Source organism: Humibacillus xanthopallidus (genome assembly GCF_006716675.1).
Taxonomy (GTDB): Bacteria; Actinomycetota; Actinomycetes; order Actinomycetales; family Dermatophilaceae; genus Humibacillus; species Humibacillus xanthopallidus_B.
This window is the reverse complement of record NZ_VFPM01000001.1, coordinates 1,236,799-1,249,234: the sequence shown is the minus strand read 5'-3', so window position 1 is coordinate 1,249,234 and position 12,436 is coordinate 1,236,799. Positions and strand designations below refer to the sequence as shown.

Sequence of the window (12,436 nt, the reverse complement as noted above, 5' to 3'; positions counted from 1 at the left end):
AGGATCGCGTTCCGGCGCCTTGTCGGTGCTTGCGCCCTTGAGCTGGCACGGATTCGTGCGCAGGAGCCCCTCACCAACGGCGCTCTCCAAGACGGCGTGCAGCAACCGGTATGCCTGAGCCGTCTGTGCCTTTCCCGCCCGGCCCAAGTCGCGACGCGGCTCAACGAGCTGCGGGCGGCCGCACTGTTCCCAGTGCTGCCGAACAGCGTCGGGGACGCGTCCAGTTGCCGCGATGTCGAGTCCTTCGCGCCGGGCCCAGGCCCGAAGCTCACCATTCCACCGGGAACTTTCCTCGCCGGCGGGCGCCTGGCGAGCGACCCACGACGGGACTCGACCAGGACCCACGAGTGCCACAGCCGGACGTTGGCAGGGGTGATCTGGCCAACGGGCCGAGCGCCGAGCCACTCAGCCCCCAGCTGCGGGGGCGGCTCGATGATGAAGCGGTTGGCGAGGCTGGCGTCGAGCTCACGCGTGCGCGGACGGATATCGGGATGGGGGTCGAGCCACGAGACCACGTGGTCCGAGAGAGATTCGCCGCCTGCAGCGGCATCCCGCCACGTGCCGCGGGTCAGGTCTGCGTGCTCCGTGGCAAGCCACTGATCAGCCTGCCGGCGGCTCGCGAACGTCGTGGGGGCCTTGATGGTCGAGCCGCCAGGGGCGGTGTAGCGAGCCTGGTACCGGCCGGACGCGAGCTGACGGATGCTGCCGAAGTTGCGCTTCTCGGGGGCTCCTGGGTGGGGGTCGTCTGACCCGCGCATCTGGCATGATCTGGCACGTTTGTGTCGCGCTGCACCCCCAAGCATCGCGCAGGTCAGAGGCTCGAAGAGCCTCTGACCTGCGCGTTTGCTGTGGAGCGAGCGACGGGAATCGAACCCGCGTATCCAGCTTGGGAAGCTGGCGCTCTACCATTGAGCTACGCTCGCACGGGCCGCCGGGAGCCCCCGCGAGGAGGCACGAGGCGTGCACGCGGCGCCAGTGTAGCCGACACCAGACCGCCGCCCGACCGACGGGCAGCCGTCGACGTAGACCTCAACACAGACCTCGACCGCAGGGGCCCGACACCGCATGGATCTCGCCAAGCAGCAGGCCTTGGTCGCGCACGTCCGAGCCCGCGGGGGAGCCAGCCAACAGGTTGCCGTCACCCTCGAGCAGTTCTTCGACGGCAACGACTGCGAGTGGTGCATCGCACCCAACCGCGACGAGGACCTCGCCCTCGAGACCGTCCGCGACGTGCTCTTTGCCCTGCGTGAGCGACCCGAGGTGCACGATGTGCGGGTCGAGCTCGACCAGCTCGAGTTCCAGACCTATCCCGATGACGAATGGCCCTACGCCAGCGGGGTCGCCGTCATCACGACCCTCAGCCCGGAAGAGGTGGACGTGCTCACGATCGACGCCGAGACCGACCCGAGCGGCGGCCCGTCGCCGAGCCCCGACTGGCTCGTCGACGCACCGACGGTGCCGCAGGGCCACCACTACGTCGGGGTCTGGTGGGACTGATGGCCGCGGTCGAGCAGATCACCGATGCCCTCTGCTACCACGCCGAGGGCCCTGTCTGGTCGCCCACCTGGGGCGGCCTGCGCTGGGTCGACATGCTCGCGGGCGACGTCCTGACGCTGCGCGCCGACGGCTCGGCCGACCGGATGCACGTGGGTGACGTCGCCGCCTTCCTGCGCCCCCGCACCCGCGGCGGTTGGGTCGTCGCCACGGAGCGAGGGCTGGCGCTCGCGGACGAGGCGGACGGCATACCGACGCCGTGGATCGAGCTGTGGGACGACCCGTCGATCCGGATGAACGAGGGCGGCGTCGACGGGCTGGGTCGCCTGTGGTGCGGCTCGATGGGCTACGACCGTGTGCCGGGCAGCGCGACGCTCTACCGCGTCGACGGCGACGGCCACGTCACCACGGTCCTGCCCGAGGTCACGATCTCCAACGGCATCGACCTCTCGCCCGACCACCGGCGCGTCTACTACAACGACACGCCGACCGGCCGCACCGACGTCTTCGATGTCGAAGGCGGCGAGCTGACCCGCCGTCGCCCCTTCGTCACCCCCGGGACCGGCCACCCCGACGGACTCACCGTCGACAGCGCCGGCAACGTCTGGGTCGCACTCAACGGCGCGGGACGCGTGCAGTGCTACTCGCCGTCGGCCGAGGTGATCGCCGAGATCACCCTGCCGGTGCGTCTCGTGACGTCGTGCACGCTCGGCGGGGCGGACGGCCGTGACCTCTTCATCACGACCTCCCGAGAGAACCTCGACGACCCGGAGCCCGAGGCGGGCGCGCTCTTCCGCGCGCGGGTCGACGTGCCGGGGCTTCCGGTCCGCGCCTTCGCGGGCTGAGGCACTCGCGGTCGATGCGTCAGACCGTGCGCGCCGGGGCGGGCGCCGTGTGCTCGCTGCGACGCCTCAGCCCTCCCCAGTACCCGCCGAGCCTCGCGCCTGAGGCTCGACGGCGGGCGCCGGCGTGGGCGCCGGAGTGGGCGCCGGCGTGGGCGCGGCGCCGCTCGGCACCCTCGATCTGGTCCGCCCGCGTGGTCGTGGCGAGCTGGAGCATGAGGTGCGGGTTGGTGTTGAGCGTGAACATGATGTCCTCCCGGAGACGACTGGGGACTGCCATCTCCACGTTCGCCGTAAGCCGCTGAGGCGACATCAGGCAAACTCCCTATCCCTGCGTCTTCACTCGCCGAGACGGCGGACCCGCTCTTGCCTGCTAACACCTCGGCGGGGCGGGAGGTCCGCAACAATCGGGTGGTGCGCGGACGCGTGATGATCGGCAGGGACGCGGAGCTCGACCGGCTCTGCGCGATCGCTGCAGACGTGCGCGAGGGCGTGGGGGGCGGGGCCCTCGTGACCGGTGAGGCCGGGATCGGGAAGTCGCGCCTCATCACGGAGTTCGCGACTGTCGAGCGGTCGCAGGGCCTGCTCGTCCTCGTCGGGCACGGCGTCGACCTCGCCGGAGGGCACCTCCCGTTCGGGACCCTCGCGGACACGGTCCGCGACGCCGTCCACCGACTGGGTCGCGATGAGCTCGAGCGGCTGGCGCCCGACGCGTGCCGCGCCCTCGGCGCCATCGTGCCGGTGCTCGCTGGCGCCCCGGCGCGCGAGTCTTCCGCCGGAGCCTCCCCGTCGGCCGACCGGGTCGCCGTCCTCGGTGGCGCGATCCAGCTGATCGACGCGCTGACGGCCGAGCGCCCGTTGTGCTGGGTCGTGGATGACCTCCAGTGGGCGGACCCCCAGACGCTCGACCTGATCGCCGTCGTGACGCGCGGACTCGAGAGCCGCCGGGTCATGTTCGTCGGCACGTTCCGGACGCCGGTCGTCGAGCCGGAGGCGGCGGCCCTGCTCGCCGACCTCGCGTCGCTGTCGGAGGTCATCACCATCCGGCTGGGACGGCTGGACGAGGCGACCGCCCGGCGGCAGCTGCGCCGCGTCCGCGGTGCCGCCCTGGACCCGGCGACCGAGGAGCGCATCCTTCGACTCGGCGAGGGCCTGCCCCTCTTCATCGAGCACCTCGCGATTGAGGCCGGCACCACCCCGAACGGTGTCCCCGAGTCCCTCGGCGCCATCGTGGACGGGCGGCTGCGTCGCCTCGCCGACGCGGTCACGGCCGTCGTCGACGCGGCAGCCGTCGCCGAGGGTCCGACGGACCTCGAGGGACTGGCGACGGTCACTGGGTCCCCGCCTGCGGTGGTCGGCGCCGCGGTCGACGAGGCAGCGGCCGCGCGGGTGCTCGAGCAGGGCGACGACGGTGAGCTGCGCTTCGTGCACACGCTCGTCAGGGACTGGGTGGTCTCCCGGCTGCCGCCGGCGCGACGGCGGGCTCTGCATCGCGCCTGGGCGGACCTGCTCGACGGCAAGCGCTCGGAGCACGTGGGCGACGTCGTCGCCTCGGCGCTGCACCGACGCGCAGCAGGCGACGAGGCTGGAGCCATCCGTGGCTTCGGCCGGGCGGCGGTGATCGCCGCTCGCACCGGTGACAGCACGCTGGAGACGTCGTGCCTCCGCCAGGTCTACGCGCTGTGGGGCAGCGTGCAGGACGCGGAAGCAGTCTGCGGGATGGGGATCGCCGACGTCCTCTTCAACCTCTGCGTGGCCGGCACCTCGGCCGACGAGGTGGCCGTGCTCGGAGACGTCCTCCGCAGAGAGCTTGCCGGTGGCCACCTCGCCGGTACGGCCACCGAGAGACTGTGGTTGACGATGCGGCTCGAGCAGGCCGAGGGGCGAGCGCCTGCGGCACCGGTCTCGGTGGAGCAGACGACCCGTGACCGGGCGCGGGTGCTGTTCGAGGCCGCCCCGAGTCTCGTCGTGCTCGACGCACTTCAGATCGCCGGCCGCTGGGCGCGACGCTTCGACGGTGCGCTGGCCGCTCGCCTGCACCGGCGCGCGTGGGAGATGGCCCGGGAGGTGGGCGACACGAGGGCGCGGATCCGTTCGGAGGTCTTCGTGGGCTTCGACCACCTCGCGCGGGTCGAGCCGCTTGCCGAGGCCCGTCGGCTGCTCGCGCTGGAGGCCGAGTATGCGGCCCTGCCTGTCGCCGACTGGTCGATGGCCGTCGAGTCGGCGGTGACGTGTCTGGTCGACGCCGGCCACTACGATGAGGCAAGCGTGCTCGCCGAGCAGGCCCTGCTGCGCCTCCAAGACCCTCAGCTCGCACCGAGGCGCTACGCAGGCATCGCCGTGTGTCTCGGCGCGGCCCGCGCCGAGGTCGGCGACTGGAGCGGCGCGGAGCGGTGGCTCCAGGTCGTCGAGTCCACCTACGAGCCGGTCAGGTCGGAGGTGGCGGGGATCCGGCTGCGCATCATGACGCGCCGGGGGCAGGTCGCCCAGCTCGAACCGCACCTGTCCACAGCGATGACGGCCCTCGAGCCCGGACCCGATCTGGTGGGGCAGAGGCACGAGCTCGCCGACGTAGTCACCGCGTTGTATGCCGTTGGGAAGGCCTCCGAGGCCCGTCGCTGGTTGCATGCCCTCGAGGGTGAGCCTGGTGGCTGGTGGTTTGCCGCCCTGTGGCCCGCGCTCAACGCTGCCCTCCGCTTCGAGGTGGCTGCACTCCAAGCGCCCGCCCCGGGCGGAGATCCGGAGCTCATCGCCCGCCTCGACGAGCTGTCCCAGCAGTTCGACTGGCGCGGGCCGGCCGCGGACGCCTTTCGTGCCGAGCACGTCGCGCTGCTCGCTCGATCCCGGCGAGCCGACTCGGTCGACCAGTGGGCCGCAGCGGCTGACGGCTGGGCGGGCATCGACCGCGCCTGGGACGAGGCTGTCTGTCGTCTTCGGCTCGCGGAAGCGTATGCAGCACAAGGAGATCGACGTCTGGCGGCTTCTGAGCTGCTGCGTGCCAACGACATCGCCGGGCGGCTGGGTGCCGCTGGACTGCTGGCCGAGGCTCGTGTGCTCGGGCGTCGCCACGGGGTGGCGCTGCCTATCCAACGGCTCACTCCGCCGTCCTCCGACCTCGTGAGCCCGCTCACCGCCAGGGAGCGCGAGGTCCTGGAGCTCGTCGCGGAGGGGAGGACCAACGACGAGATCGCCGGTCGTCTGTGCATCTCGCCGAAGACGGCGAGCGTGCACGTGTCGAGGATCCTTGCCAAGCTCCGGGCCGGCAACCGCACCGAGGCGGTCGCGATCGGCCGCCGAGAGGGCCTCGTCGGCTGAGACTCGCATGCTGCTCCGCGTGGCCGAGCAGCATAGGAGGCGCGGTGAGGTCCCCAGGTCGTATGCCCTCCGGCCGGCTCAGCCCGGATGCACCTGCCCGCTGCCCGGCGCGTAGGCGACGAAGCCGCCACCGCGCCCCCCGCGGCCCGGGCGGTGGAGCTGCTGGACGCCCGGGCTCGCAGCCTCCAGGCCGCCTTCGCCCGGCCCGACCCCGAGGAGGCTTCGGGTCAGGCTGTGGGCGTCTGACAGGAGCTCGTCGAGCGCCACCCCCAGGTGGTCGTCGGCCGGCGGCTCGTCGGCGATGGCCGCCGCGAGCACCGCTCGGCGCACGAGCTCCTTGGTGAAGGAGGCGGTCGTGCCCTCGGCCCGGGCCGCCGCGGCCGAGATGGCCTCGGCGCCGAAGAGGTGCCCGCCGTAGAGGTGGAGCAGCGCGCGACGGCCGTCGGCGTCGGGCAGCGGGATCTCAGCGGCGAGGTCGACGCGCCCGGGGCGCTGCGCGAGCGCGACCTCGAGGTCCTCGACGCGGTTGGTCGTGAGGACGAAGGCGACATCGGCGTCGGCGTCGAGGCCGTCGAGGGCGTCGAGCACCTCGAAGAGCAGCGGCGAGGCGCCCGGCCCGAAGGAGCGGTCCTCCGCCACGAGGTCGCAGTCCTCGAGCACGACGATGGCCGGCTGGTGCGCACGGGCGACCTTGGCCGCGTCGTGGATGAAGCGCAGCGAGCCGCCGCTCAGCAGCACGGCGGTCGTGCCGGGAGTCGCCGACAGCAGGTAGCGCACCGTGTGCGTCTTGCCCGTGCCCGGAGGCCCGTAGAGCAGCACACCCCGCTTGAGGTGCTGGCCGTGGGCCTGCAGCCGCTCGCGGTGCTCTCCCATGCCGATGACGTGGTTGGCCACCCGGTCGAGCACCCCGTCGGGCAGCACGACGGACTCGGCGTCCACGGCAGGGCGCGCGACGAAGGTGATGCCGGCCATGCCGCGGCCGTAGGGGTCCGTCCCGAAGGTGACGACCTGGCCCCGGATCACGCTGCGCAGGTCCATCAGCTCCAGGGCGCGGGCGATGAGCGCATCCGAGACCGCTCGGTCGTGCGAGATCACCTCGATCGCCCCGGCCTCGCGACCGAACTGCGGGTTCATCCCCAGGTGACGCACCGCGACAGGGTCGCCCTCGAAGTGGAAGAGCCGGATCCCCGAGGTGACGACCTGCCTCTGGTCGTCCCTGCCCGGCCCCGTCGGCATCCGGTCGTAGTCGACCTGCCCGACCGGCAGGCCCATGCCGTGCTGCACGAGATCACCGAGGGTCATGTGGTGGCGCGCGTCGCCCGCGATGCCGATGATGCGCGCCTCCTGGTCGACCGACGACAGCTCGGCCATCGCGATGTCGGCATCGACGAGCCGGTGCGCCGGGACGGGCAGGTTGACCACGGCGAGCAGGTGCGGCTCGGTGCCGAGGTGCTCGCTCAGCACGTCGACGATCCGCGGGCCGCCGGCCTGCGGCACGTCGTCGAGCACTCGACGGAGCACCGCGTGGAAGTCGCGCATCAGCTCGTCGCTGGCGGGACGGGGACGGTCCGAGGGGTTCATCCCCCGACGATAGGAGGCCCGGACCCGCTTCGGGGGCGAGCGCGCATGCGCCACCGACGTGCGCAACGAACCCGGCGTTCACAGGGCCACCCCTGCCCCGGCCTGTAGCCTCGACCCCGTGCTGCTCTCCGACAAGGACATCCGGGCCGAGATCGCGGCGGAGCGTGTCGTGCTCGACCCGTGGGACCCGCAGATGGTCCAGCCGTCGAGCATCGACGTGCGCCTCGACAAGTACTTCCGGCTGTTCGACAACCACAAGTACCCCTACATCGACCCTGCCGCCGAGCAGCCCGACCTCACCCGCCTCGTCGAGGTCGGTGCCGAGGAGGACGGCTTCGTGCTCCACCCGGGCGAGTTCGTGCTGGGCTCGACGCTCGAGGCCGTGACGCTGCCCGACGACCTCGCGGCGCGGGTCGAGGGCAAGAGCTCGCTCGGACGGCTCGGCCTCCTGACGCACGCGACGGCCGGCTTCGTCGACCCCGGCTTCTCGGGGCACGTGACGCTCGAGCTGAGCAATGTCGCGACCCTGCCGATCATGCTCTACCCGGGCATGAAGATCGGTCAGCTCTGCTTCTTCCGGCTCAGCTCTCCCGCCGAGAACCCTTACGGCTCAGCGGCCTACGGCTCCCACTACCAGGGTCAGCGCGGGCCGACCGCCAGCCGGTCGTTCAAGAACTTCCACCGCTCACCGGTGTGAGCGCCGCCCCCGTGGTCGCACGCGACGTGGTCGCTCCGACGAGCCGAGGGGGTATGCCGTCCGCCGCGCTCGTGTGGGACGCGCAGCCGTCCGACGCCGCGGCGGTCGTCATCGTCCTGCACGGCGGTGCGGTGGACGGCTACGAGCCGAACCGGCCGTGGTCGCACAACGTCGCGCGCCTCGTGCCCTTCGCCCGCGCGCTGCGGTCGGTGCCGGGGCCGCTGGCCGTGGCGCGCGTCCGCTTCCGCTTCCGGGGCTGGAACGGCGACGAGCAGGCACCACTCGTGGACGCCAGGTGGGCGCTGGAACAGGTGCGGACGGCATACGCGGGTCGGCCGGTGGCCGTCGTCGGCCACTCCATGGGGGGCCGGGTCGCGCTGCACCTGGGGGAGGATCGCGACGTGCGTCTTGTCGTGGCGCTCGCGCCGTGGATCGAGCGAGGCGACACCCGCCCGGGGCCGCAGTGCCGCACCATCGTCATCCACGGCGACCGAGACGTCATCTGCGGGCTGTCGCGGTCGCGTCGGCTCGTCGAGGGCCTCCAGGCGCAGGGCTGCGACGCGAGCCTCATCCGGGTCGCCCGCGGTGACCACGCCATGCTCATGCGCGCCCGGCTCTGGACCGAGCTCGTGACGGGGGTCGTCGCCGGCACCTTCGCCGACGAGCTCGGGATCGCCGACGACGGGGCCGCCGAGCCGCGCTCGGGAGTGGTGGGGGCAGCGATCGCCCTGGCGGTGCACGGCGGCGGGTCGATCATCGATCTCTGATCGTCAGCTCCGCGTCACAGGGCGCTAACGGAGGGTTGGACGGCCGACGACGTGTCGGCGCGCGCGGGTACGTTGATCTCCATGATCCGCTTCGAAGGCGTGACCAAGCGCTATGGCGACGCCGACAGCGGCTCGGCCGACGGGGGCTCCCGGGCTGGGGGTGGCGGCGACCAGGGCGCCGTGGCGGTCGACAACCTCACGCTCGAGGCGCCCACCGGCCAGATCACGGTGCTCGTCGGGCCCTCGGGCTGCGGCAAGACGACGACCCTGCGCATGGTCAACCGCATGATCACGCCGACCTCGGGCACGATCTCGGTCAACGGCCGCGACACCGCGTCGATGGACGTCGCCGAGCTCCGACGGGGCATGGGCTACGTCATCCAGCACGCCGGGCTCTTCCCGCACCGCACCGTCGTCGACAACGTCATGACGGTGCCTCGCCTGCTCGGCGTCGACAAGCGCCAGGCCCGCGCCCGCGCCATGGAGCTCATCGAGCGGGTCGGGCTCGACCCGGCGATGGCGCGGCGCTATCCCGCCCAGCTCTCGGGCGGGCAGCAGCAGCGCGTCGGGGTGGCCCGGGCACTCGCCGCCGACCCGCCCGTCATGCTCATGGACGAGCCCTTCTCGGCCGTCGACCCGGTCGTGCGCGAGCAGCTCCAGAACGAGTTCCTCCGCCTCCAGTCCGAGCTCGGCAAGACGATCCTCTTCGTCACCCACGACATCGACGAGGCGGTCAAGCTCGGAGACCAGGTCGCCGTCCTGCGCGTCGGCGGCGTGCTCGCCCAGCTCGCCCCGCCCGCCACGCTGCTCGCCGACCCCGTCGACGACTTCGTCGCCGGCTTCGTCGGCCGCGACCGGGGCTACCGCGCCCTCTCGTTCGCCGCCGCGCCCGAGCTCTCCCTGACCGACGAGCCCACGGTGCGGCTCGGCGCCACGGCCGAGCAGGTGCGAGCGGTCGGTTCCCCCTGGGTGCTCGCCGTGGGCGACGCCGGTGAGCCGGTCGGCTGGGTGCGCGCGGCCGCCGTCGACCACGAGGTGACCCGCGACCTGCTCCACCGCGGGGGCACCGTCGCCTCGACCTCGGGCTCGCTCCGGGCCCTGCTCGACGCCGCCCTCTCCTCTCCCAGCGGTCGCGGGGTCGTCGCCGGCGACGACGGGCGCCTCGTCGGCACGATCACCGCGGCCGAGGTGGTGCCGGCCATCGAGGCCCGCCGGACGGCGACGACCGCCGGCGAGGTTCCGGAAGGGGCGTCCACCCGGTGAGCTGGGCCCTCGACCACCTGAGCGAGATCCTCACCCGGGCCGGCCAGCACGCCTGGCTCGCCGGGCTCCCGCTCGTGCTGGGGCTCGTCGTCGCGCTGCCGCTCGGGTGGCTCGCGAGCCGCACCTCCTGGCTGCGCGCCAGCCTGCTGACGACGACCGGGCTGCTCTACACGATCCCCTCCCTCGCCCTCTTCATCCTGCTGCCCTCGATCCTCGGCACCAAGATCCTCGACCCCGTCAACGTCATCGTCGCGATGACGATCTACACCGTCGCCCTGCTGACCCGCACCGTGGCCGACGGCCTCTCGTCGGTCGACCCGTCCACCCGCCAGGCGGCGATCGCGATGGGCTACGGCGGCTTCGCCCGGTTCCGGGCGGTCGACCTCCCGCTCGCCGTGCCCGTCATCGCGGCCGGCCTGCGCGTCGCCGCGGTGAGCAACGTCAGCATCGTCAGCGTCGCCTCCCTCATCGGCATCTCGCAGCTCGGCTACTTCCTCACCGACGGCTACGCCCGGTCCTTCCCGACCGAGGTGTGGGTCGGCATCATCGCCTGCCTGCTGCTCGCGCTCGTCTTCGACCTCGTCATCCAGGTCATCTCGCGCGCCCTCACCCCGTGGACCCGGGCGGTGGCGGCATGAGCCCCGCGACGATCTGGGCCTGGTTCACCGACCCTGCGCAGTGGTCCGGCGCCGACGGCATCCCCAACCGCCTCGCCGAGCACCTCGCCTACACGGCGATCACGCTGGTCATCGGGCTGCTCATCGCCATCCCGCTCGGTGCCTGGGTGGGGCACACCGGACGACTGCGCTGGCTCGTCACCGGCGCCAATGCCATGCGCGCGGTGCCGAGCCTCGGGCTCCTCTTCGCCGTCTCGATGTTCGTCGGGCCGCTCATCCAGAGCGACCTCGCCTTCGTCATCCCGAGCATCGTCGTGCTCGTGCTCCTCGCAGTGCCCCCGCTGCTCTCGGGCATCTACGCCGGCATCGAGAGCGTCGACCCGGCCGCGCGCGACGCGGCTCGGGGCATGGGCATGACCGGGTGGCAGGTCCTCACGCGCGTCGAGCTGCCCTGCGCGCTGCCGCTCTCGCTGTCCGGTCTGCGCAGCGCGACCCTCCAGGTCATCGCCACCGCGACGATCGCCGCATCCGTCAGCCTCGGCGGCCTGGGCCGCTACCTCATCGACGGGCTGGCCTCGCGCGACTACGTCCAGATGGTCTGCGGCTCCATCCTCGTCGCCGTGCTCGCGCTCGTCGCCGACCTCCTGCTCGCGGCCCTCGAGAGATATGCCGTGTCGCCGGGAATCTCGGGCCGGTCCGTGGGTGTTGCCCGTTCACGGTCCTCGCGCACCGGCGAGGCGTCGCGCCCCGACCCGGTCGAGGCGCCGCGGTCCATCAGCACAGCCAGCCCCACCACCTGACCCGCACCACCACAGCACCGTCGGATCCGGACGGCGAGCACCGCCCCGGGCCGCAACCGAAAGGGACCGAACATGACACGCACGCGCTTCCTCGCCGCGGGCCTGCTCCTCGCTGCCGTCGTGCCGCTGGCCGCCTGCGGCGGGAGCGGCGACCCGCTCGCCCCCGCGACGAGCGCCGCAGGGGCGACCGGCGGCTCGACCGGCGCCGCCGGCTCGGTGACGGTCGGCTCGGCCGACTTCCCCGAGGCCGCGCTCCTCGGTGAGATCTACGCCCAGGCGCTCGAGGCCAAGGGCATGACCGTCAAGCGGCAGTTCAACATCGGCAGCCGTGAGACCTACCTCAAGGCCATCACCGGCGGTGAGGTCGACGTGCTCCCCGAGTACACCGGCTCGCTGCTCAACTACTTCGACAAGAACGCCAAGGTCACCGCCCCCGACGAGGTCTTCGCGGAGCTGCAGAAGGCGCTTCCGCAGGGTCTCTCGGTGCTCGACAAGTCGGCGGCCGAGGACAAGAACTCCCTCGTCGTCACCAAGGACACCGCCGGCCAGTGGTCGCTCAAGGCGATCCCCGACCTCACGGCGCACCAGGCCGAGCTCTCGATCGGCGCGCCGCCGGAGTTCAAGACCCGCCAGCAGGGCCTCGTCGGCCTCAAGTCGGTCTACAACATCGTGCCCAACGAGTTCCGGCCGCTGCAGAGCCAGGCGACCGTCGAGGCCCTGAAGAACGGCCAGGTCAAGGCCGCCAACATCTTCAGCACCGACCCCTCGATCGCCGCCAACGGCTTCGTCGTCCTCGAGGACCCGAAGAGCCTCTTCGGCTCCGACAACGTCGTGCCGCTCGTGCGCACCGAGAAGGCCGACGCGCTCAAGGAGGCCCTCGACGCCGTCTCCGCGAAGCTCGACACCCCGGCCCTGGCCGACATGGTCAAGCAGGTCGTCGTCGACAAGAAGGACGCGGCCGAGGTCGCCAAGACCTGGCTCGCCTCCTCCTGACTCGCACCGACGACAGGGGCCTCCGCACCACGTGCGGGGGCCTCTCTCGTGTCTGGGAATGCAACTC

11 protein-coding genes and 1 tRNA gene are annotated in these 12,436 nt (G+C 72.4%); 9 read left to right on the top strand and 3 right to left on the bottom strand.

The features are described from left to right. Positions 1–849: 849 nt before the first annotated feature. Positions 850–923, bottom strand: a tRNA-Gly gene (locus FBY41_RS05360). A 142-nt stretch (positions 924–1,065) separates the two neighbouring features. On the opposite strand from FBY41_RS05360, the gene FBY41_RS05355 reads away from it, so the two are divergent. Next, positions 1,066–1,497, top strand: coding sequence for a hypothetical protein (locus tag FBY41_RS05355; protein WP_141842305.1), 432 nt, complete (start codon positions 1,066–1,068; stop codon positions 1,495–1,497). Next, positions 1,497–2,339: an SMP-30/gluconolactonase/LRE family protein gene (locus tag FBY41_RS05350; protein WP_141842304.1), complete on the top strand. Its 843-nt coding sequence runs from the start codon at positions 1,497–1,499 to the stop codon at positions 2,337–2,339. Before FBY41_RS05355 ends, FBY41_RS05350 begins: the two co-directional genes overlap by 1 nt. 19 nt (positions 2,340–2,358) lie before the next feature. On the opposite strand, the gene FBY41_RS05345 is transcribed toward FBY41_RS05350, so the two are convergent. Further along, the gene (locus tag FBY41_RS05345; RefSeq protein WP_141842303.1) at positions 2,359–2,583 is read right to left on the bottom strand and encodes a hypothetical protein; all 225 of its coding nucleotides are present in this window, start codon (positions 2,581–2,583) and stop codon (positions 2,359–2,361) included. A gap of 167 nt (positions 2,584–2,750) precedes the next feature. Here FBY41_RS05345 and FBY41_RS05340 point away from each other — a divergent pair, with 167 nt between their 5' ends. After that, positions 2,751–5,651, top strand: coding sequence for a helix-turn-helix transcriptional regulator (locus FBY41_RS05340; protein ID WP_141842302.1), 2,901 nt, complete (start codon positions 2,751–2,753; stop codon positions 5,649–5,651). Positions 5,652–5,729: 78 nt separating this feature from the next. Here the strand turns inward: FBY41_RS05340 and FBY41_RS05335 are convergent, their stop codons facing one another. Next, the gene (locus FBY41_RS05335) at positions 5,730–7,232 is read right to left on the bottom strand and encodes an AAA family ATPase (protein WP_141842301.1); all 1,503 of its coding nucleotides are present in this window, start codon (positions 7,230–7,232) and stop codon (positions 5,730–5,732) included. A gap of 118 nt (positions 7,233–7,350) precedes the next feature. On the opposite strand from FBY41_RS05335, the gene dcd reads away from it, so the two are divergent. The 6 genes from dcd (at position 7,351) to FBY41_RS05305 (ending at position 12,369) form a co-directional block, all read left to right on the top strand. Then, positions 7,351–7,929: a dCTP deaminase gene (gene dcd / locus FBY41_RS05330; protein WP_141842300.1), complete on the top strand. Its 579-nt coding sequence runs from the start codon at positions 7,351–7,353 to the stop codon at positions 7,927–7,929. Beyond that, positions 7,926–8,696 (top strand): alpha/beta fold hydrolase, encoded by a 771-nt coding sequence (locus FBY41_RS05325; protein WP_260439571.1) that lies wholly within the window; start codon positions 7,926–7,928, stop codon positions 8,694–8,696. Before dcd ends, FBY41_RS05325 begins: the two co-directional genes overlap by 4 nt. Before the next feature lie 81 nt (positions 8,697–8,777). Then, a complete protein-coding gene (locus tag FBY41_RS05320; RefSeq protein WP_141842299.1) occupies positions 8,778–9,959 on the top strand; it encodes an ABC transporter ATP-binding protein in 1,182 nt (393 codons plus the stop codon). Next, complete coding sequence (locus tag FBY41_RS05315) at positions 9,956–10,597, top strand: ABC transporter permease (protein WP_141842298.1); 642 nt, start codon at positions 9,956–9,958, stop codon at positions 10,595–10,597. The genes FBY41_RS05320 and FBY41_RS05315 overlap by 4 nt, the downstream gene beginning before the upstream one ends. After that, positions 10,594–11,376, top strand: a complete 783-nt coding sequence (locus FBY41_RS05310) for an ABC transporter permease (protein WP_141842297.1) — start codon at positions 10,594–10,596, stop codon at positions 11,374–11,376. Before FBY41_RS05315 ends, FBY41_RS05310 begins: the two co-directional genes overlap by 4 nt. A 72-nt stretch (positions 11,377–11,448) precedes the next feature. Then, positions 11,449–12,369, top strand: a complete 921-nt coding sequence (locus FBY41_RS05305; RefSeq protein ID WP_141842296.1) for an ABC transporter substrate-binding protein — start codon at positions 11,449–11,451, stop codon at positions 12,367–12,369. The last annotated feature ends 67 nt before the right edge of the window (positions 12,370–12,436 follow it).

Coding starts and splice junctions, on each gene's coding strand:
- FBY41_RS05345 (WP_141842303.1), bottom strand. CDS start 2,583: ATGTTCACGCTCAACACCAACCCGCACCTCATGCTCCAGCTCGCCACG.
- FBY41_RS05335 (WP_141842301.1), bottom strand. CDS start 7,232: ATGAACCCCTCGGACCGTCCCCGTCCCGCCAGCGACGAGCTGATGCGC.
- FBY41_RS05305 (WP_141842296.1), top strand. CDS start 11,449: ATGACACGCACGCGCTTCCTCGCCGCGGGCCTGCTCCTCGCTGCCGTC.
- FBY41_RS05350 (WP_141842304.1), top strand. CDS start 1,497: ATGGCCGCGGTCGAGCAGATCACCGATGCCCTCTGCTACCACGCCGAG.
- FBY41_RS05355 (WP_141842305.1), top strand. CDS start 1,066: ATGGATCTCGCCAAGCAGCAGGCCTTGGTCGCGCACGTCCGAGCCCGC.
- FBY41_RS05310 (WP_141842297.1), top strand. CDS start 10,594: ATGAGCCCCGCGACGATCTGGGCCTGGTTCACCGACCCTGCGCAGTGG.
- FBY41_RS05320 (WP_141842299.1), top strand. CDS start 8,778: ATGATCCGCTTCGAAGGCGTGACCAAGCGCTATGGCGACGCCGACAGC.